Below are 20,518 nucleotides of genomic sequence, written 5' to 3' on the forward strand. Positions count from 1 at the left end.
CCTATACGTAAATCCCCGGGACTGTTCACAATCACGCGACTGGCAGGTCGGCGCCGCTTGCTGAAAAGCGCAGCGGCGCCGATGTCTGCTCAGTTGAAGGTTTCGCCCTTCTCGGCCTTGTTGCGCAGATAGTCGCTGACTTCGAGACCGTGCTTTTCCAGCCCTTCGACAACCGTGCTGAGGCCAATGGTGTCTGCCCAGAACATTGGCCCACCGGTGAACAGCGGCCAGCCATAACCGTTGATCCAGACCACATCGATATCGCTCGCGCGCTGGGCCATTCCTTCGTCCAGGATCTTCGCGCCTTCATTGACCATCGGGTAGAGCAGGCGCTCCTTGATTTCTCCCTTCGAAATGTCGCGCTGTTCGCTGCCTTCCCTCGCGGCGAAATCAGCAATGATCTGCTTCACTTCATCGGATGGCGTGCGCTGGCGGGCCTCGTCGTAATCATAGAAGCCCTTGCCCGCTTTTTGCCCGAAACGGCCGACTGCGCACAGGGCCTCGCGAATTGTGGTGACCTTGGTAGGATCGCGGTGCCAGCCAATATCGATCCCCGCCAGATCGCCCATCTGGAACGGCCCCATCGGGAAACCGAATTCCAGCAGAACATCATCTACGTCCCAGTAATTTGCGCCTTCCATGATCAACTGGTTGGCCTGCTCCTGCCGCTTCGACAGCATGCGGTTGCCGATAAATCCGGGGCAGACGCCGGACACAACGGCGACCTTGCCGATCTTCTTCGACAGTTTCATCGCCGTGGCCAGCACATCGCCGCGGGTCTTTGCACCGCGAACCACTTCGAGCAGCTTCATGATGTTCGCGGGCGAGAAGAAGTGCAGCCCGATCACGTATCCCGGCCGCTTGGTCGCAGTCGCGATTTCATCGATGTCGAGATAGCTGGTGTTGGATGCCAGGATCGCGCCCTGCTTCACTGTTTCATCCAGCTTGGCAAAAACCTCTTTCTTCACATCCATATTTTCGAACACTGCCTCGATCACGAGGTCGCAATCGGCGAGGTCATCATATTCGAGGGTCGGCGTAAGCAGCCCCATCGCCTGTTCGACCTGTTCACCGGTCATGCGCCCGCGCTTGGCCGTGTTTTCGTAATTCTTGCGCATCACGCTGGTGCCGCGGTCGAGCGCATCCTGCTTCATTTCCAGGATCGTCACTGCGATGCCTGCGGACAGGAAATTCATCGCGATCCCGCCGCCCATGGTACCGGCGCCAATGATGCCGACTTTCTTGATCGGCAGGATCTCGGTGTCTGCCGGAACATCGTCAATCTTGTTGGCGGCACGTTCTGCGAAGAAATAATGCCGCATGGCCGCGCTTTGCGTGCCGGACATCAGCTTCATGAACAGTTCGCGTTCCTTCTTGACGCCTTCGGCATAGGGCATTTCGCCCGCCGCCTTGACCGCTTCGATTGCGGCATTGGGGGCATCGAAACCGCGCATCTTGCGGCCCTGCCTGGTGCGGAATTCGTCGAACAGGTCAGGGTTCTTGACCCCGTCCTGATTGGCGGTGCCTTCAGAAGAACGCGGCACGTCCTGGCCGATTTTCGAACGCGCGAAGGCGATCGCGTCTGCTTCCAGACTGTCTTCGCCGACCAGTGCGTCGATCAGCCCGATGGACTGCGCTTTCTTCGCTGCGATCGGATTGCCGATTGCCACCATGGGCAAGGCGGCCTCTGCCCCGACAAGGCGCGGCAGGCGCTGCGTTCCGGCCGCGCCGGGGATCAGGCCGAGTTTGACTTCGGGCAGGCCGATTTTCGCGCTGGGCACGGCGACCCGGTAATGGCAGGCCAGCGCAACTTCGCAGCCGCCTCCTAGCGCAGTACCGTGGATCGCGGCGACGACCGGTTTGTCACTGGCTTCCATCGCATCCAGTGTTTCCGGCAGGTTCGGGCCCTGCGGCGGCTTGCCGAATTCGGTAATGTCGGCGCCCGCGAAGAAAGTCCGCCCGTCACAGCGGATCACCACCGCCTTGACCCGGTCATCGCCCAGCGCGCCTTCAATTGCGTCTTTCAAGCCCTGACGGACAGCCTGGCCAAGCGCGTTGACCGGCGGATTGTCAGAGATCACGACAAGCACGTCGTCATGCAGTTCGGTGCGGATTGGTGAAGTCATTGGTTGCGCTCCTTCAGGCGTATGTTTCGGTAAGGGCGGAATAGATCAGCGTTTTGATCTGGCGCCGTATCGGATAGATCGAAGACGGATAAACCTGCGTCATGAAGACCATTGTGATCTGTTCCACAGGATCGACAAAGAAAGCGGTCGAATAGGCACCGCCCCAGTAAAATTCGCCCATGCTGGACGGCATCAGCGCCTTTGCCGGGTCGATCACCATCGCAAAGCCAAGGCCAAAACCGGTGCCGGCATTGTTGGCTTCGGAAAACAGGCTGCTGGACATCTGTGTGAGGTCGGCATTGCCGGGCAGGTGATTGGTCCGCATCAGCCGCAAGGTCTTGGGGCTGATGATCCGGGCCCCGTCCAGCTCGCCGCCGTTCAGCAGCATGGTTGCGAAACGGTGGTAATCCGCAATGGAGCCAACCAGCCCGCCTCCGCCGCTGTCGAAACTGCCCTCGTGGTTCAGCTTGCTGCTCGCGCCGGTGTCGATCATGCGCGGTTCCGCGCCGGGGCGATAGGCGTAGGCATCGACCAGCCGCTCCTTCCCATCATTGCGTGCGCCGAACGCCGTGTCTTTCATGCCGAGCGGGCCGAAAATGTGCTTTTCGAAATACTCACCCAGCCGCATTCCGGAAATCCGCTCTACCGCGATGCCCAGCACATCGGTCGAAACCGAGTAATTCCACCCTTCACCGGGCGAGAATTCGAGCGGCAGCTGCGACAGCTTGGAAACATACTCGTCTGACGAAAGGTGATGCCGCGCAAAGTCGAAATCATGCTCGCGATAGGCGGCATCGATGTTGTTCCGGTTCTGCAAACCATAGGTGAAACCCGACATGTGCGTCATCAGGTCGACAAACCGCATCTGTGCAGCGGGTTTGCCGGGGGCGAATGGCACCGCGCCGCCCCCGCCGCCATATACTGCCAGGTCCGCAAATTCGGGAAACACCCGGCTGACCGGATCTTCCAGCGCGATCTTGCACTGTTCGACAAGCTGCATGAACGCAATGGAAGTGACTGGTTTCGTCATGGAAGCGATGCGGAACAGCGCATCGTCTTTCAGGTCGCGCCCGTCATCGCCCATCTTGCCGAGCCGGGTGTAATGAACGGGCTCTCCGTTTCTCGCGACGACCAGCTGCGCATTGGGCAACCGGCCATTATCGATATAGGTTTTCGCCAGAAATCGAGGAATCCGGTCCAGCCTTTCGGCGTCGAAACCCTGATCCTGTGCTTTCGCCAGATCGAACATGCGAATGTCTCTCCCCAATTCCTCTTCTTCAACATACCCCATTAACGAATTGATTGGGCGGCGCTACGTTTTTGCCTGTTTTTCCGCCGCGCCGCGTGCCATCGTCGGGAATACTATGTTTGCATACAATACCGGGCCGATGCCACGGTAAAAAATCTTGGAGGGGAAAAAGGATGAGCGATCTCGCACAGGCGATTGGTTGGACTGCGCCCGAAGGCTGGCCTGCGATGAGCCGCGAAGACTGCGTTGCAGCGCTGACCGCCCCTGGCGCGAGATTCGAGATGGAGAACATCGATATCCGCGGCGTACCGACCCGCGTGTGGAAGAATGCGCCGACCAACCTCAGGGTAATTGCGGAACTGGGCAGGTCGCACGGCGACAGGGAGTTCACGGTCTACGAAGGAGAGCGGGTTACGTACGATGCGTGGTACCGCGCGGTCGCCACACTGGCGCACGAATTTCAGACGCGCGGGATCAGGAAGGGCGACCGGATCGCGCTGGCTATGCGCAATCTGCCGGAATGGCCGGTGGCATTCTTCGCCGCAGTGACCATCGGCGCGATCTGCGTTCCGCTGAATGCGTGGTGGACCGGCCCCGAACTGGCATACGGCCTGAAAAATTCCGGCGCACGCATTCTGGTCTGCGATGCCGAACGGTGGGAGAGGATCCAACCGCACAGGCAGGATTGCCCGGACCTGGAAGCCGCGATCGTTTCGCGCACCGATGGTGAGCCGGCAGATGCCGCGACGCTGGAAAGCATTATCGGAACACCGGCAGATTTCGCCGGCCTCCCGCTAGCCGACCTGCCCGATGTTTCAATCGATCCTGATGATGACGCGACGATATTCTACACAAGCGGCACAACAGGGAATCCCAAGGGCGCACTGGGCACCCACCGCAATCTGTGCACCAACATCCTTTCAAGCGGTTTCAACGCCGCCTGTGCCGCGCTGAGGCGCGGTGAACAACCGCCGGAGCCCGTGGCAAAAACCGGCCTGATGGTCATCCCACTGTTTCACGTGACAGCCTGCTCGGCGAACCTGATGGGGGGCATCGCCGCGGGCAACAAACTGATCTTCATGCACAAATGGGACCCGGTCGAAGCATTCCAGATTATCGAGCGCGAGAAGGTCAACGTCACCGGCGGCGTCCCGACAATCGCATGGCAATTGCTGGAACATCCAGAGCGGAAAAATTACGACCTCTCCAGCCTCGAAGCCATCGCCTATGGCGGCGCGCCTGCTGCCCCGGAACTGGTGCGCAAGATCCGCGAGGTGTTTGGCGCATTGCCCGGGAATGGTTGGGGCATGACGGAAACCATGGCCACAGTGACCGGCCATAGCTCTGAAGATTATCTCAACCGCCCGGACAGCTGCGGCCCGCCTGTCGCTGTGGCAGACCTGAAAATCATGAATGAGGACGGCACGGCGGAATTGCCCGTGGGCGAAGTCGGCGAGCTGTGGGCGCGCGGCCCGATGATCGTGAAAGGATACTGGAACAATCCAGAGGCCACGGCAGCCACCTTCACCGATGGCTGGGTGCATACCGGCGACCTTGCCAAACTGGACGGCGAGGGTTTCTGCTACATCGTCGACCGTGCCAAGGACATGATCATTCGCGGCGGTGAAAACATCTATTCATCAGAGGTCGAGAATGTCCTCTACGATCATCCGGCGGTCACCGATGCCGCGCTGATCGGCTTGCCGCATACCCAGCTGGGAGAAGAACCGGCGGCAGTCGTTCACCTGGCCCCCGGAGAGCAGGCAAGCGAAGACGAATTGCGCGCATGGGTCGGGGAACGGCTTGCGAAGTTCAAAATCCCCGTCCGCATTGCTTTCAGCGAAGACACTTTGCCGCGCAACGCCAACGGGAAAATCCTGAAGAAAGACCTCCAGTCCTTCTTCACCAGCTAATCAGGGCGTTCAACCGAAGCGGCGCGGCTCTCTGACCAGTATCAGAACGAACAGGAGAGCCGCTGCCAGCGAGACAAACGCCGCGACAATCAGCGGAGTGTAGCCCATCGCCGCAACAGCCAGACCGGCAGCGATTGGCCCGATCGACGCAATAGCCCCTTCTGTGGTTGTCAGCAGAGCGAGACGCATGGGTATGTCCTCATGCTCGCCAAATTCGAGCACCAGCGTCACCGCCGCCATCATCCATCCGGAGAAGCCGAAGCCCAGCGCGACGAACGCGGCGATCACAATCCATCCGCTGCCGATTACGAGCAGCGCCATGCCCGCCAGACTGCTCAGCAAGGCACCGATATAGACCAGGCGGAAGCCATAGCGGTCGCCCACCCCGCCCCAGACCAGATTTGAAACCGTATCCGCCCCCAGGAAAGCCAGGCTGAGCGTGCCGATCAGCGCACCGTCCATTCCCATGCGGTCGCCGACATACAGCGTCCAGAACGGCAATCCGACGCGCGCAATTGTGCCGAATGCATGGGCAATCAGAAACGCACGGAAACCGCGATGGGACAGCAGCATGGCGAATTGAGCAAACCTTTCGCGCAGCGGAATTGCCGGGCGCAGGCGCGGTGCATCAGGCTCCCTGATCCCCAGTTTCAGTACGACCAGCCCGACTGTTGTCAAAAGAAACGCGAGCAGAAACGTCGTCGCATAGCCGTTACCGAACCATTGCTGCTCGATGAAATAATGCCCGGCGACCCACGCAAGGACCGCTGCAATCATCCCGCCGATCATGTTGCGAATGCCCTGCAATCTGCCGCGCCGGTCCATCGGGATCAGTTTTGCCATCAGCATCTGAAACGCGACCCTCTGCGCTCCGCTGAAAAAGCCGAGCAGAAGGAAAGCAGCCAGCGTCACCACAAGCAGCGCGGTGCCTTCCAGCATCCATGCCGCGATCGCGAGCGCCAGCACCATCACCCGCATCATCGAACCGACCGAAATAGCGTAGGGTAAAATCCGGTTGCGGCTTTCGATCCGCGCGCCGGACAGGATCGGGGAAAGCGTGCCGCCCACTTGCAGCAGCGCGGCACCCAAACCGACTGCTGCCGCACTGCCGGTCAGGAAAAAGATGTAGGCGGGGATGATGGTCGGTGCATAAATCAACCTAAACCCGGTCATCCCGAAGACACCGTGGATCAGATTTGCGGTGTAGTTGCGCTTGAGGTTGCTTTCCACAAACGCAGAATGGCGCGCCCAGACGTCTCCATCCGGGCGCGCCTCATTCGCCTCGCCAGTGCCGGCGAGAGTGTCGCTCAATACCCGCTGATCCCGGCAAACCGGCCCCGCAGCCACGGCGTGCTGCCCCAGCTTGCCTCAAGCACACGGGCGCGTTTGAGATAAAAACCGATGTCGTATTCGTCGGTCATCCCGATACCGCCGTGCAATTGCAGGCCCTCGCGGCTGATAGCGTGCAGCACGCGGTTTGCTTCTGCCTTGGCGATTGTCGCCGCACGGGCGACACCAAAGCCGCTGTCGAGCGCCTGAAGACCGCCCTCAACCGCAGAACGCATTTGAGCAAGGTCGCCAAACAGGTCTGCCATGCGGTGCTGCAAGGACTGGAAAGTGGCCAGCACCTGATTGAACTGCACACGCTGCTTCAGATAATCGAGCGTCGTATCGAACACCGCCTGCGCCATGCCCAGCATTTCGCACGCAGTCAAAATACGTGCACGGTCGAGCACCTGTTCAAGCAGATCGTCGCCGCCGCCCTCCAGCTTTTGCGCAGGCGCATCGTCGAAGCTCACCTCTGCATGGCTTCGCAAATCGACGAGCTTACGGGACGACAGGGAAACTCCCTGACCATTTTCGACCAGATAGAGCCCATCCTTGGCCGCAACCACGAACAGATCTGCACTATGCGCCTCGTGCACAAATGCCTTCGTGCCTGACACTTTACCACCCGCAGCGCTGGTCTCTATCGCAGCGGGGTTGTGCCGCGCGCTCTCGTCAATCGCGAGCGTTGCGATTGCTTCCCCGCTGGCAAGTTTCGGTAGCCAGGCAGCTTTCTGTTCTTCGCTTCCGCCCAGAATGATCGCAGAGGCTGCCACTGTGTTCGCAATCAGCGGGCTTGCCGTCAGCGTCTTGCCCAATTCCTCGATCACGAGACCGGCCGAAAGCCAGCCAAAATCTGAACCGCCATGTTCTTCGGGAATTATCACCCCGGTCCAGCCCATGTCCGCCATTGCGGAATAGGCATCGCGGCTGAAGGCTTCCGGCTGACCGCCGGCGCGTACCTTGCGCCATTCGGTGACCGGGCTTTCCTTGCTCGCCCAATCGCGCGCCATATCGCGCAGCATTTCCTGTTCTTCGTTGAGAATGGCCATCGTTCTGTGCCCTCCCTTACTGGTGATCGAGCATGCCGAGGACACGCTTCGCAATGATGTTGTTCTGAATTTCGGTTGATCCGCCATAAATCGTGGTGGCTTTCCCGAAGAGCCAGCCGCGGACACCGGCAAGTTCCTTGTCGGTGAAACCCTCGCCTTCCCAGCCGAGACCTTGGAGACCCATGATTTCAATCGCCATCTCGGCACGTTCCTGACCCAGCTTGGTGCCAAGTTTCTTGAGTACTGAACTGATTTCCGAGACGCCGCCTTGCGCCTTGCTTTCTTCCACCGCGCGGCGCGCAGTCAGCAAGAACGAATTCCAGCGGATCTCAAAATCTGCGATCCTGTCGCGCAGAACAGGGTCATCAATCCGGCCATCCGCATCGGTCCCGACATAATGCTTGGCAACATCGGCGATGCTCGCACCCATCAGGCGTGCCATGCTGCCACCGCCCGACAAATTGGTCCGCTCATGTTGAAGCAGACGCTTGCCGATGGTCCAGCCGTTACCCTCTTCGCCGACCAGGTTTTCCTTTGGCACTTTGACGTCGGTGAAGAATGTTTCGCAGAACGGGCTGGCGCCACTGATCATCGTGATCGGGCGCACTTCGACGCCGGGCGTATCCATGTCGATCAGAAGGAAGCTGATGCCCTTGTGCTTGTCGCTGCGATCGGTGCGAACGAGGCAGAAGCACTTGTCCGCCCACTGGCCCCCGCTGGTCCATGTTTTCTGGCCATTGACGAGGTAATGTTCGCCCTTGTCCTCAGCCATGGTTTGAAGGTTGGCGAGGTCCGAACCGGCATTGGGTTCTGAATATCCCTGGCACCAGCGGATTTCACCGCGGCAGATCGGCGGAATATGCTCTTTCTTCTGCTCTTCGCTGCCATATTCGAGGAGCGTAGGGCCGAACATCATCACGCCCATGCCGCCAATCGGGTTGAAAGCCCCGATCTTGGCCATTTCCTGATCGAGAATGCGTGCCTGCGGCTTGGTCAAGCCGCCGCCGCCATATTCCTTGGGCCAGGTTGGTGTGCCCCACCCGCGGGCGCCCATCGCTTCGCGCCATTGGCGCTGCGCATCGCTTTCCTCGGTTGGTCCCTCGACGCTGGCGAGAGCATTGTTCTTGCCCTTCAGCTCTGCGGGGAAATTCTCGGCCAGAAACTGGCGGACCTCCTCGCGAAAGGCATCCCCTTCGCTTGCTGCTGCACTATCGACCTGTGTTGCCATCGCCTGTCTCCTCTATCAGCCCGGTCCGGCTCGAAGCCGGCGAGCATTTTGTATGCTTGCATACATATAACCGCGATCAGCGTTTGGGCAACAAGCGAACGAGAAATGCTTGCCTGCTCGCAAACTTCCCCGATGGCGCGCGCCAAACGCCGTGTGAAATCTCAGTGGAATTCCAGCCCGTCGAATTTGCCCGAGTCCCGCCAGTCCTGAATATACTTGAAATACGCCATCGCTCCGGCTGGATAGCCGACCGACAGCTTGGCCTTTGGCCCCGGCTCCTGACCTTCGTTGTTATAATATCCCGGCGTGCAATCTTGCGCGCCGATCATCATACCCGGACCGCTAAGCAGCAGATCGATCCATTGCTGCTCCGCCTCTTCCGTCACTTCGACCTCAGCCGCATCTCTTCGGATGGCTTCATCGACTACCGCCGCGATCGTCGCGCCGGACTCGGTCAGATTGTGCGGGATGTTGGAAATCAGGTTCGCGCCCTGTGTTGGCTGGACAACAAACATGTTCGGGAAACCTCGCACATGAATTCCGTGTTTCGTGCGCATCCCATCGGCCCAATATTCGGAAAGCCTGACGCCGCCGCGGCCGACCGGATCATAGCCCGCCCGCGCCGTGTAATCCGTCCCCACTTCGAAGCCGGAGGCGTAAATTATGCAGTCGACTGGATATTCCTTTCCGCCTGCGACGAGCCCCGTTTCCGTAATCCGGTCCACGCCCTTGCCGCCTGTATCGATCAGATGTGTGCCGGGTGTGTTGAATGCCTGAAGATAGGCATCGTGGAAGCATGGCCGCTTGCACAGTTGGCGGTACCAGGCCTTCAGCGATTGTGCTGTTTCCGGGTCCTCCACCAGTTGATCGACACGCCTGCGTATCTCCTCCATTTTCTCGAAATCGGCATCTTCGAATGCGGACATCATCCCTTCCGGATTCATCTTTTCAGGCGGTAGGGTAAAAATCCGGGCGCGCAGGCGCTTTGCGATATCGGTCCAGCCATCCTGTACCAGATCCTCCGAAGCTCCCGGTCCGGCTGCCTGATTTGCGGTGAAGTTTTCGAGCCAGCGCTTTTGCCAGCCGGGCTGCGCGACATCAGCAAACCATTCCGGATCGATCGGCTGATTGTTGCGCACGTCGATCGAGGATGGTGTGCGCTGGAACACATACAGTTCCTTGGCCGCGCGGGCGAGATGGGGGACGCATTGGACCGAAGTTGCGCCGGTGCCGATAATGGCGACCCGTTTGTCCGAAAGCCCGGTCATCGGCGCGCCAAAAGGATCGCCGCCGGTATACCCATAATCCCAGCGGCTGGTGTGAAAGCTTTTCCCTTCGAAGCTTTCGATCCCTTCGATACCGGGCAATTTGGCAACGTGCAGCGGGCCTGTGCCCATGCCCAGAAACTGCGCGGTGAACTCGTCGCCGCGATTGGTGCGTATGATCCAGCGATGCGCTGCCTCGTACCATTCCAGCGCTTCGACCTCAGTATGAAAGAGCGCATTTTCATACAGTCCATATTGCCGGCCAATGCGCTGGCAATGCTCGAGGATTTCCGGACCATGCGCGTATTTTTCGGTCGGCATATGGCCGGTTTCTTCGAGCAGCGGCATGTAGATCATTGATGCTGTGTCGCACTGCGCACCCGGATACCGGTTCCAGTACCACGTGCCGCCAAAATCCCCGCCCTTCTCGATGATGCGGACGTCGGTGATGCCGCGTTCGGCCAGCCGTGCGCCCGCGACCAGCCCGGCAAATCCACCCCCGATAAAAGCGAACGTCACATGATCACGCAACGGCTCTCGCGGCTTGACCGGCATATGCGGGTCTTCTGCATAGGCGGCGAATTTGCCTTCCAGCCGCTGGTACTGCTCATTGCCATCAGGACGCAGCCGCTTGGCACGTTCTTCAGCATATTTGCGGCGCAAGGCCTCCTTGTCGATGCTGCCTGCCGTACCCGCCGGTTGCGCGTTGCCTGCCATTATCCCTCAGTCCTTCTTGAAAAATTGCGCGGCGTTATTGTTCTGTCCGGTCGGCTGCACGCCACATTTCGAGCACCGAAAGCAGCGCAGTCGCAAATGCGATTGGCTGGTCGAGCATCAGGTGGTGCCGGGCATTAGGTACAGGGATGATCGGAAAATCATCCCCGCCAAGTTCGCGCAGATAATCGGCGGAATCGTCGGTGAAGAGCAAACTACGCTGGCCGTAGATCACCGCCTTGCGGCCCGGTGCCTCGACAATTCGCGGCCCCTGCCTTTCCCACCTGTCTTCGCGCGTTGTATCGCGGCGAAATACGCCTGGATCGAACTTCCAGCTCCAACCGCCATCGACCCGCTTCATGGAATGATAGGCCATGTATTCGAGCAAATAGGGTTCTTCCACCTTCTGCTTGGGCGAAAGAACATAGCGGCCGCGAGCTGTTTCGTAGTCCGGATAAATCTTGTTCGGCCGGTCAGGGTCCTGCGAGCCCGGCGGCCGGTTGCCACTGAAATGCCGTGCCAGATGCTCCGGCCTCAGCGCCATCAGATCGCAGATGATCGCGCCGGCAAACTCGCTGTGATGCGCCTGCATCGTCTCAATCGCGACATTCCCGCCGTAGGAATGGGCTATGATAACCGGCTTCCGCTTGTGATCGAACAATCCGGTCTGCCGGGCCACCGCCATCAGTTCGGCGACGCGTGTCTCATCGGAATAGCGCTCGCGCGTGCCGGAATCGCCCATGCCCGACAGATCATATGCGATTACGTGATGATCCTTGGCCAGATAAGGCCCTATGGCTGCGAAGCATCCTGCGTGTGAGAGAAACCCATGCAGCAAGATCAACGGGGGGTTGGCCGGGTCGCCCCACTCGAAATAATTGATCGGGCATCCCCGGTCGGTGGCAGTACCCCGCGAAACCGGTTGCCCCAGCACCCATGCCAACCAGCCTTCAGGTTCCGGCAGCAGCGTATTGTCATCTTTGATCGGTTGTATGTGCAATGCGGTAATCCCTCTCCGTCAGACAATTTGTATCAATACATATTAATATGTAAATGGGGTCCCAATGCTGGTGGCGCTTGATGAGGGGCTTGGCTTGATGCAGTTAACGCCGCTGGGTCAGGGGAATTGATGAGAAACGACAATGAAGGCGCGGCTGCTGAAATCGGCCCGGCAATCGAGGAAGCGATCAGGTTCAGCTATCTGCTGGGCGACAGCACACGCTGGATGCGCCGCGCCTATGACCGGGAAATGCAGAAACTGGGGCTTACGCGCGCGCAATGGCGCATGCTGCTGGCCGTGCTTCACAAACGGTCTCCGACGCAGAGTGAACTTGCCGAAATGCTGGACATCGGCCGCGCGTCTGCGGGGGTTCTGATCCGCCAGCTTGAGGACAAGAATTATTTGCAGCGCCACGAAGACGACACCGATGGACGTGTCAGGCGCGTACGCCCCAGCCAGCGGGCGATCGACTCAGCAGCACAAATGACAGAACTGGGAAATGCGGCCGCGGAAAAGCTGTTTGCTGGAATCTCCCCGCAGGATCTGGAAACGGCCACTCAGGTCCTGAAAGCGATCAAGGCGAACGCGCGCGTCGGGCTCGGCTGATTATTCGCCGCGTTCGCGCGCCTTCAACGCAGCTAGATTAGCCTCGTGGTCGCTGCGATTGATCGAATACGCGGCAACACACAGCATCATCGCCAGCCACAGCCCGAAAATCACCGGAATATAATAGAAACCGATCCCGTCGATGGCAGCCTGCGACACCTCGTCAGGTTGCGCGCCTTCGGGGAAATTCGACAGCGACAGAATGATTGCGACCATGAAACCACCTAGGCCAAGGGTGCATTTCTTGGAAAAACTGATCGCCGCGAAAAACATACCTTCAGACCGGCGTCCGGTTTTCAGTTCGCTCTGCTCGACGATGTCTCCGATCATGGACGACATCAGAATTTGCGCCGTGATAATCAGCGCAACGTCGATCATCTGGAACACTAGAATGAAATAGAACAACGCGTCCTCACCATTGGCCGGCAGCATGTCCATCAGCCTCAGAATGTAGGGCATCGGGGTCATGATCATGGCGGTTCCGCCAGTCAGCAATGCCCCTTGCTTCTTGCCGAGCTTCCTCGAAATGACTTGCGACAATACCAGGGCAACAACGCAGGAAATAAACAGCGCGAGCTGCAGGCCGGACACCTGTTGCGGGCTGAATCCCCAGAAGAATCCCATCAGATAATGGTTCAAGCCTGCCCCGACGCCGGTTGCAGCCGCCCCGAACAGAGCGGCCACGAACAGAACCAGAAAAGACCGGTTGGACAGAGTTTCAAAAATCTCGCCAAACACACCCCGCACAGTTTTCTTTTCCTTGGGCGGGGCGGCCCGCATATACTTGATGCGGCCATGCGTTGCGATGCTGCAAGTCAGAACGCTAAGCAGGATCAGCGACGATGCGACAAAACCATACGTCCTGTATCCCTGGACATTGAAATAACCGTTCGAAATCGTGTCAGTCGGGACCAGGAAGAATGCGAGCGTGACGATGGAAAGCGATGCACCGCCCAGCCACCCGAAGAAATAACGGTAAGACATAATATCCGTGCGCTGATCGTAATCGTCGGTCAGCTCCGGCATCATCGCGGTGCTCGGCACCTGGTAAAAGGTGATGAAGGTCCGCGTGATGATCGCCATGGTAAGCAGATATCCGAACAGGCCCATCTGGCTCATCCCCTCCGGCGGGGTCCAGACGAAATAATAACCCAGCACCAGCGGTATGACCGAAGCGTACATGAATGGATGGCGCCGGCCCCAGCGGGAATGGAAGTTGTCGGAGATATACCCGACCAGTGGGTCGCTGATCGCATCAAGAATAAGTGCGAGGAAGATAGCGAGGCCAGCAAGGCCCGCATCCAGGCCCATAACAGCGCTGTAAAAGAACATCAGGAAATAGTTGTAACCCTGATCCTTTACGCCGTGGGCCACCGCGCCAAAACCGTAAGCGATTTTCGTGATCAGGCGCAGCGGCGGTATCTCGGCCGAACGGCCTCCAGCCTCGGCGCCCGCCGCGCCGGTCATGCCAGCGGCAACGGCCGCAGCTTGTGTTTCCGCTTGCCGGTTTCCTACCATCGATGTCCTACCCTCTCCAAGGTGGGATGATGAGAACAGATTGTAGGTTAACATACAAGTCCCGTCTTTTTGCCACGGGATCTTTGCGGCACGCGATTAGGGAATAATCCTGATACCGCGCTTGATGAAGCGAACCCTAGTTTCGGCCCGAAGAAAAATAAATCGGTGGGGCGCGACATTCCAAAATCTTTCAAGGCAATTCTCATGCTCTCTTCTGCGGCATGTGCAAGCAGCGGAGCATTGGCACAAACTGAAATCCAGTCTCAGGAGAGTGAACCAGTAGTTGAACAAGTGGCTGAAGCCGAAGCTTCGGATGCCAAGGTCTCCTTCAGCGCCGACCTTGATGGGGCGGTGGGATACGCTGACAACATTTTTGCGACCCAGAATTCGCGGATCGATGATCTGGTCGCAGTCATCCGCCCGCGAATAAACCTGTCTGCGCAGGATAGCGCTTACCGCGTCGCCGCAAGCGCGCGCGGCCTGATCGGTCGCTATGAAGAAAATACATCCGAAAATTATGAAGACTGGGAGCTCACGCTGGATGGGCGGCTGAAACTCAGCGACAGGGCCACCATTGTCGGCGGCGGCAGCTATCAATGGGATCATGAAAATCGTTCGTCGCCTGACGATGTGAATGGCACAGAGCCAACACAATTCGAACGGGCGTATGGCTTTGCCGGGCTTTTGCTCGACACTGATGACCTGAGCATTCGGCTCGCTGCCACTGTCGCAGACCTCGATTTCGACGACGTGCCGTCAATCAGCGGCACCATCAACAATGATGACCGTGACCGGGTGCGCTACGAGTTGGGCGGCCGATTTGGATATCAGGCAAGCCCGGACACCCAGCCCTTCTTGCAGATCGCTTACGACGAGCGGGATTATAGCGCCCGGCTCGATGATTTCGGCTTCGCCCGCAGTTCCAGCGGGTACACGGCAACCGCCGGGATCCGTCACAGATTCTCACCGCGCCTCAGCGGCGAGATTTTCGCCGGCATCATGGAACAGAATTTCGACGACCCCTCGCTGGAAAACGTCAGCACGGTGGATTTCGGCGCGTTGCTCAACTGGAGCGACCCTCGCGGTGTTTCAGCCAATCTACGCATCGACCGAACGGTAGAGGAAACCACACTGCCCGGTTCTTCGGCCTACATCCTCAGCACCGCACGACTATCCCTTCAGGCCGCCAATACGGCGCGTTTCTCTGCCGGATTCGGGATCAGTGGATCGCATCTGGACTATGTCGGTGTATCCCGCTCCGAGTTCATTTTATCCAGCGAGATCTGGTCCCGTTTCTGGCTCAGCCCGAGGATTTACATCGGCGCTGACTATGATTTTGCCGAACGAACTTCGAACCGCGCCGGCTTTGATTTTCATGAAAACCGGTTCTTCCTTCGCCTTGGTGCGCAGACGGGCGCTCGAAAAGGCTTCGCTGAGGGACAGGGTTTCAACCTGTCGTCTGGCAATGCTCCAGCCGGGGCGTATGGCGCCTTGCTGCTCGGTCATTCGACTATCGTGACCGCCCTCGATGGCCCGCGCGGCAGGGACGGAGCGAACACTGCGGATTTCGGCAATGATGGCGCAAGCTTGTCAGCAATCGGCGGCTACGGTGTTGTGAGCGGACAATTCTATCTCGGCCTGGAAGTCGAAGGCACTCTTGATGGTGCCGATTGGCAGCATATCGCGAGCCGAGACTTTGCGGTGAGCAAGCGCCACTCATTTGGCGGGAACGCACGCTTGGGCATTGTGACCCCTCATTCCGACCTACTTTACACCCGCTTTGGTCTGCGCTGGACCAAGGTCAGGACCGATTACAGCCACGCCAATTCCTCGATTACGATCAGTGATACCATGCTTGGCCCCGGGCTCGGTGTCGGTATGGAAGCTGGCGCCGGCAGACGGGGCTTTCTCCGCGCCGAATATGGCTTCCAGTCTTACGGTGATACTGACATTCCAACCGGAGACGGAGGGTTCGACAATTTTTCCAGCAAGGAGAGCCAGTTCCGCGTCGGTATCGGCTTCCAGACCGGAGAACAGCAGAAGACGGATCTCCCACCGCACAATTTTGCCGGACCTTACATTGGGGTTCAGGTCGGTCACGGCTCACTGATCAGCGAAAACTCCGGCATACGCTCGGGCGGAACGCCGATCGTTATAGATCGCGCTAGCGGAGGCCCGCTGGCCGGATTGGTTGCTGGCCTGTCTGCGCGCGCTGGCCGGTTGATCTTCGGCGGCGAATTGGAAGCGGATATTTCCAACATAGACTGGAATATCGAACGCGAACCCACCGGTCGCATCTATTCCACAGAACACGAGCTATCTTTTGGGGCTGCTGCCCGGGTTGGCTTTCAATTGGGCAAAGCCGCGCACGTATATGGCCGTCTGGGTTTCGCCAGAACGAGATTTGAAACCGACTACGCAACGCAGGCGGCGTCCGTCCGCGAAATCAACTGGGAAACCGGGCTCCGTGCCGGCGGCGGCATCGAGCTCGGCATCGCAGCCAGAACGTCCCTCAGGTTCGATTACACACACACAGATTATGGCGGCTTCGATGTCGAAATTGATGCCGCATCCGATGGATTCGAGAACAGCGAAAACCTGTTCCGAATAGGCGTCTTATTCAGACTCTGAAGGGCCGAACGGCAGCCCCGCAACACTACGTAACGACAGAAAAATAATCTGGATTGATGCTTGGAAAGATAAAAACAAAGTGAGGTCAAAAATGTTTAAAAACGTCAGCAAAACTAGCTTGAAAGCTCTCCCCTATGGCACCGCAATGGCTGCCATGATGGTCTTCGGAGCAGGGTACAGCCTACCTGCCTCGGCAGAGGTAGCTGCGTCGCTTCAACAGCATGGCGGCGGCCATGATAGTGGCTCAACAGACGATCACGACCACACAGATACCGATCACGGAAGCGATCACGAAACCCAGGGCCAGCGCGGCAAGAAAGGCGATGCGCCTGGCACTCGCGGCCAAGGCGGTAGGCGCGGCGGACTTGAAGATATCTTCCGCGACGTAACAGGCACGGACACTGGCGACGACGATTCCGACAAACCTGCGTGGGCAGGCGGGAAAGGCGGCAGCGCAGACCGCGGTGGTAAACCCGATACGGCAGGTAAGCAGGGCGACCTGTTTGGCGACATGTATGTAATCCTGCGCGACATAAACGGTGTGCCGATCCTGAGTGAGGAGGGTTTCGTCCAACCGATCGACGCAGATGGCAATCTCATCCCATTGGATGAAGAGGGCGCGCCGATTGATCCGGAACTGGCGATTGAAGTTGAACTGGGCCGTCTCAACGTTGGCAGAGCCCCGCCCCAGGTTCTTGATCGCCGCGCGCAAGAGGTGATCATACTTCTCAACGAAGCGACCGCAATCGAAACTGATGCAGCGGGCCGGCTGGTATTGACCGTTGACGGTGAAGCCAAGACAATCGATTCCCCGTTGGAGAACCTCGCAATTTACATTGCCCTGATGACGACCGGCACCATACCCGGCGTCGACGACTTGCCAGGCACAGAATTTGACTATCTGGTCGACGGCGAATTGACCGCTGCCGATGTCTTGGCCGCAGCGTCCTTCGCGGCCGCTGCAACCGACAAGACAGGTCAGTTCTCGATCGATGAAATCGCCTATCTCAACGCGTTTCTGGATATCAACATCGAAAGAGTTGGGGACGTCAGTTATTCGAATTTTGATTTTAGCGACTTCACCTATGATCGTTCCGACATGTACGAAGGCGTCACAGTCGAGGTTCTCATTCAGCAGCCCGACGGGACGTGGGCACCCACGACAATCAATGTTTATCAAGTGATTTTTGGTGGAGTCGATTTCACAGGAGAAGGATCGATAAGCGCCTTCTCTCAGGCTGCCGATGATGCGCGCAAGATCATCAACTTCATCCATGAGTACGCAATCCCCGCAGACAGCACGGATTGATAGAACATTGGGCGCTGGCGATCCCCTGAGATCGCCGGCGCTTCCAAATACTTGGCTCGCACCAGCATTTGCGCTTACGCGATCCGAACACGGAACGGCAGCTATCAGGTCATTAGCAGCCCGTCCGTTTCTGGCACATCACAAGCTCGTCAAATCAGTCACGAAGGGGGGGGGAAGCGGACTTCGCTGCACGCTATTGGGAAATTGGCCGCGACCTTGATCAACGCCGCGGCCATGGGCTCAGAAATATGTATTTGGTCGATGGCCTAGGGCCAGCCATGCTTCCAATCGCCATAAATTTTCGCGACGCATTCATCGCAACCCAAGATAGCGACCATGAAGGCCAACAAGCCATACGTGAGAACCGGCAACCCTAGCATCAACACCCAAAATTTCTCGGCGATACTGGCGAACACTAAGACCGCACCGAAGGCAATAATCGGAAGCGATAGCACAGCGAGAAGCGGCCTTTTCCATCTTCTTTGCGGCCTTTGCACACCATGGCAGATGATGTTTACGACCGGATGCATTCGACACTTCATATTTCAAATATGGCGAATGGCGTGAATGTTCGCAATTGGATCGTTAGCTCACAGGCGGCATTTCGACAAAACTACCCCACAGCAGATGTACCGCCTTCGGCCCGATTAGGGGCGTCATACAGACGCGCAGAAGCCCTGCTGGATTGCAGCAGGGCGCAGGGTGTTGAAGTGCTTGAAAACGGTGGTTGCGGGGGTTGGATTTGAACCAACGACCTTCAGGTTATGAGCCTGACGAGCTACCGGACTGCTCCACCCCGCGTCACCGATTTGCGGCGTCACGAGGCGCGAAGCCTAGAGACGCCAAAAGGGCTGCCCTTGTGGGGTCAGCCCTTTGACATATGAATGGGTTTTTTCCTCGCTCACCCACCAGCTATAATGCCTGGCGACGACCTACTCTTCCAACGCTTAAGCGTTAGTACCATCGGCGCTGTCTGGTTTCACGGCCGAGTTCGAGATGGGATCGGGTGGGTCACAGACGCTATGGCCACCAAGCAATAAAGCCAGTGGATGTGCGGGTTTAATCGATGCGATACGTTTAATTAGGCGTCGTAGATCTGGCTGGATGTCTTCCGACATCATCAAGCGCAGCACCTTTTCAGGCCTGTCGTTGATGGTGGGATTCATCAAGCATGATCAGAGTTATTAGGACTGGTTAGCTTCACGTATTACTACGCTTCCACACCCAGCCTATCAACGTGATGGTCTATCACGACTCGAAGATACCTTATCTTAAGGGAGGCTTCCCGCTTAGATGCTTTCAGCGGTTATCCCGTCCATGCATAGCTACCCAGCGGCACGCCTGGCGGCATGACTGGTACACCAGAGGCATGTTCACCCCGGTCCTCTCGTACTAGGGGCAACTCCTTTCAAGTATCGACGCCCACGGCAGATAGGGACCAAACTGTCTCGCGACGTTCTGAACCCAGCTCACGTACCACTTTAATTGGCGAACAGCCAAACCCTTGGGACCTGCTCCAGCCCCAGGATGTGATGAGCCGACATCGAGGTGCCAAACGATTCCGTCGATATGAGCTCTTGGGAATCATCAGCCTGTTATCCCCGGCGTACCTTTTATCCGTTGAGCGATGGCCCTTCCACGAGGGACCACCGGATCACTATGACCGACTTTCGTCTCTGCTCGACTCGTCAGTCTCGCAGTCAGGCAGGCTTATGCCATTGCACTCTCGCAGACGGTTTCCAACCGTCCTGAGCCTACCATCGCGCGCCTCCGTTACTCTTTAGGAGGCGACCGCCCCAGTCAAACTACCCGCCATAGAGGGTCCCTGATCCGGATAACGGATCTAGGTTAGATATTAGAAAACAACAGGGTGGTATTTCACAGGTTGGCTCCACTTGGACTGGCGCCCAAGTTTCAAAGCCTCCCACCTATTCTACACAGTTCTTTCCCAATACCACTCTAAAGCTGCAGTAAAGGTGCACGGGGTCTTTCCGTCTAACCGCGGGTACTCCGCATCTTCACGGAGAATTCAATTTCGCTGAGCATATCCTGGAGACAGTGGGGAAGTCGTTACGCCATTCGTGCAGGTCGGAACTTACCCGACAAGGAATTTCGCTACCTTAGGACCGTTATAGTTACGGCCGCCGTTTACTTGGGCTTCAATTCGGAGCTTGCACTCCTCCTCTTAACCTTCAAGCACCGGGCAGGCGTCAGACCCTATACGTCGTCTTGAAGCCGACTTAGCAGAGTCCTGTGTTTTTGATAAACAGTCGCTACCCCCTGGCCTGTGCCCCCCATCAAGAGTTGCCTCGAGATGGGGCCTCCTTCTTCCGAAGGTACGGAGGCAATTTGCCGAGTTCCTTCAGGATACTTCTCTCAAGCGCCTTGGTATACTCTACCTGACCACCTGTGTCGGTTTCGGGTACGGTCTATATGAAGAGGCTATTTCCTGGATCTGCTTGGCAGCCTGCCCAATCCAATAAGGACAAACTACTTCCACAAACCGTCACACATCTTCAGGCCCACGAATATTAACGTGGTTCCCATCGACTACCCCCTTCGGGCTCGTCTTAGGGGCCGG

12 protein-coding genes, 1 tRNA gene and 2 rRNA genes (1 of these 15 running past the window's edge) are annotated in these 20,518 nt (G+C 58.0%); 4 read left to right on the forward strand and 11 right to left on the reverse strand.

All coding sequences use genetic code 11. The annotated features are described in order from the left end of the window. Positions 1-89 precede the first annotated feature (89 nt). Both GRI43_RS08360 and GRI43_RS08365 read right to left on the reverse strand, forming a co-directional pair. Positions 90-2,126, reverse strand: coding sequence for a 3-hydroxyacyl-CoA dehydrogenase NAD-binding domain-containing protein (locus GRI43_RS08360; RefSeq protein ID WP_160730528.1), 2,037 nt, complete (start codon positions 2,124-2,126; stop codon positions 90-92). A gap of 13 nt (positions 2,127-2,139) precedes the next feature. After that, positions 2,140-3,417, reverse strand: a complete 1,278-nt coding sequence (locus GRI43_RS08365) for a serine hydrolase domain-containing protein (protein ID WP_420849990.1) — start codon at positions 3,415-3,417, stop codon at positions 2,140-2,142. Positions 3,418-3,548: 131 nt separating this feature from the next. On the opposite strand from GRI43_RS08365, the gene GRI43_RS08370 reads away from it, so the two are divergent. Beyond that, positions 3,549-5,288: a class I adenylate-forming enzyme family protein gene (locus tag GRI43_RS08370; RefSeq protein ID WP_160730529.1), complete on the forward strand. Its 1,740-nt coding sequence runs from the start codon at positions 3,549-3,551 to the stop codon at positions 5,286-5,288. 9 nt (positions 5,289-5,297) lie between these two features. Here GRI43_RS08370 and GRI43_RS08375 read toward each other — a convergent pair whose 3' ends face one another. From GRI43_RS08375 to GRI43_RS08395, 5 genes are all read right to left on the reverse strand, one after another. Next, positions 5,298-6,599: an MFS transporter gene (locus tag GRI43_RS08375; RefSeq protein ID WP_235903643.1), complete on the reverse strand. Its 1,302-nt coding sequence runs from the start codon at positions 6,597-6,599 to the stop codon at positions 5,298-5,300. Continuing rightward, positions 6,596-7,666 carry an acyl-CoA dehydrogenase family protein gene (locus GRI43_RS08380; RefSeq protein WP_160730530.1) on the reverse strand — a complete coding sequence of 357 codons (1,071 nt, stop codon included), beginning with the start codon at positions 7,664-7,666 and terminating at the stop codon, positions 6,596-6,598. Before GRI43_RS08380 ends, GRI43_RS08375 begins: the two co-directional genes overlap by 4 nt. 16 nt (positions 7,667-7,682) lie before the next feature. Next, positions 7,683-8,894 carry an acyl-CoA dehydrogenase family protein gene (locus GRI43_RS08385; RefSeq protein ID WP_160730531.1) on the reverse strand — a complete coding sequence of 404 codons (1,212 nt, stop codon included), beginning with the start codon at positions 8,892-8,894 and terminating at the stop codon, positions 7,683-7,685. Positions 8,895-9,055: 161 nt separating this feature from the next. Then, on the reverse strand, positions 9,056-10,876 hold the full coding sequence (locus GRI43_RS08390; protein WP_160730532.1) for a flavin-containing monooxygenase: 1,821 nt from the start codon (positions 10,874-10,876) through the stop codon (positions 9,056-9,058). Between the two features lie 34 nt (positions 10,877-10,910). Further along, on the reverse strand, positions 10,911-11,873 hold the full coding sequence (locus GRI43_RS08395) for an alpha/beta fold hydrolase (RefSeq protein WP_202391618.1): 963 nt from the start codon (positions 11,871-11,873) through the stop codon (positions 10,911-10,913). Between the two features lie 129 nt (positions 11,874-12,002). On the opposite strand from GRI43_RS08395, the gene GRI43_RS08400 reads away from it, so the two are divergent. Next, on the forward strand, positions 12,003-12,479 hold the full coding sequence (locus GRI43_RS08400) for a MarR family winged helix-turn-helix transcriptional regulator (RefSeq protein ID WP_160730533.1): 477 nt from the start codon (positions 12,003-12,005) through the stop codon (positions 12,477-12,479). Here the strand turns inward: GRI43_RS08400 and GRI43_RS08405 are convergent, their stop codons facing one another. Next, on the reverse strand, positions 12,480-13,946 hold the full coding sequence (locus tag GRI43_RS08405; RefSeq protein WP_160730534.1) for an MFS transporter: 1,467 nt from the start codon (positions 13,944-13,946) through the stop codon (positions 12,480-12,482). A gap of 291 nt (positions 13,947-14,237) precedes the next feature. Here GRI43_RS08405 and GRI43_RS08410 point away from each other — a divergent pair, with 291 nt between their 5' ends. Together GRI43_RS08410 and GRI43_RS08415 are read left to right on the forward strand one after the other, a co-directional pair. Further along, positions 14,238-16,628, forward strand: coding sequence for an outer membrane beta-barrel protein (locus GRI43_RS08410; RefSeq protein WP_160730535.1), 2,391 nt, complete (start codon positions 14,238-14,240; stop codon positions 16,626-16,628). A gap of 154 nt (positions 16,629-16,782) precedes the next feature. Further along, positions 16,783-17,937 (forward strand): hypothetical protein, encoded by a 1,155-nt coding sequence (locus GRI43_RS08415; RefSeq protein ID WP_160730536.1) that lies wholly within the window; start codon positions 16,783-16,785, stop codon positions 17,935-17,937. A gap of 724 nt (positions 17,938-18,661) precedes the next feature. Here the strand turns inward: GRI43_RS08415 and GRI43_RS08420 are convergent. The 3 genes from GRI43_RS08420 to GRI43_RS08430 all read right to left on the reverse strand — a co-directional run. Then, positions 18,662-18,738, reverse strand: a tRNA-Met gene (locus GRI43_RS08420). A 118-nt stretch (positions 18,739-18,856) separates the two neighbouring features. Further along, positions 18,857-18,971: ribosomal RNA gene (gene rrf, locus GRI43_RS08425) — 5S ribosomal RNA — on the reverse strand. Positions 18,972-19,101: 130 nt separating this feature from the next. Beyond that, positions 19,102-20,518 (reverse strand): 23S ribosomal RNA (locus GRI43_RS08430) (it continues 1,375 nt past the right edge of the window).

The organism is Pontixanthobacter luteolus (assembly GCF_009828095.1).
GTDB lineage: Bacteria > Pseudomonadota > Alphaproteobacteria > Sphingomonadales > Sphingomonadaceae > Pontixanthobacter > Pontixanthobacter luteolus.

What these genes read in the sequence shown, in the direction of transcription:
- GRI43_RS08360 (WP_160730528.1), bottom strand. Translation starts at nt 2,126, where the DNA reads ATGACTTCACCAATCCGCACCGAACTGCATGACGACGTGCTTGTCGTG.
- GRI43_RS08365 (WP_420849990.1), bottom strand. Translation starts at nt 3,417, where the DNA reads ATGGGGTATGTTGAAGAAGAGGAATTGGGGAGAGACATTCGCATGTTC.
- GRI43_RS08370 (WP_160730529.1), top strand. Translation starts at nt 3,549, where the DNA reads ATGAGCGATCTCGCACAGGCGATTGGTTGGACTGCGCCCGAAGGCTGG.
- GRI43_RS08380 (WP_160730530.1), bottom strand. Translation starts at nt 7,666, where the DNA reads ATGGCCATTCTCAACGAAGAACAGGAAATGCTGCGCGATATGGCGCGC.
- GRI43_RS08385 (WP_160730531.1), bottom strand. Translation starts at nt 8,894, where the DNA reads ATGGCAACACAGGTCGATAGTGCAGCAGCAAGCGAAGGGGATGCCTTT.
- GRI43_RS08390 (WP_160730532.1), bottom strand. Translation starts at nt 10,876, where the DNA reads ATGGCAGGCAACGCGCAACCGGCGGGTACGGCAGGCAGCATCGACAAG.
- GRI43_RS08400 (WP_160730533.1), top strand. Translation starts at nt 12,003, where the DNA reads ATGAGAAACGACAATGAAGGCGCGGCTGCTGAAATCGGCCCGGCAATC.
- GRI43_RS08405 (WP_160730534.1), bottom strand. Translation starts at nt 13,946, where the DNA reads ATGACCGGCGCGGCGGGCGCCGAGGCTGGAGGCCGTTCGGCCGAGATA.
- GRI43_RS08415 (WP_160730536.1), top strand. Translation starts at nt 16,783, where the DNA reads ATGATGGTCTTCGGAGCAGGGTACAGCCTACCTGCCTCGGCAGAGGTA.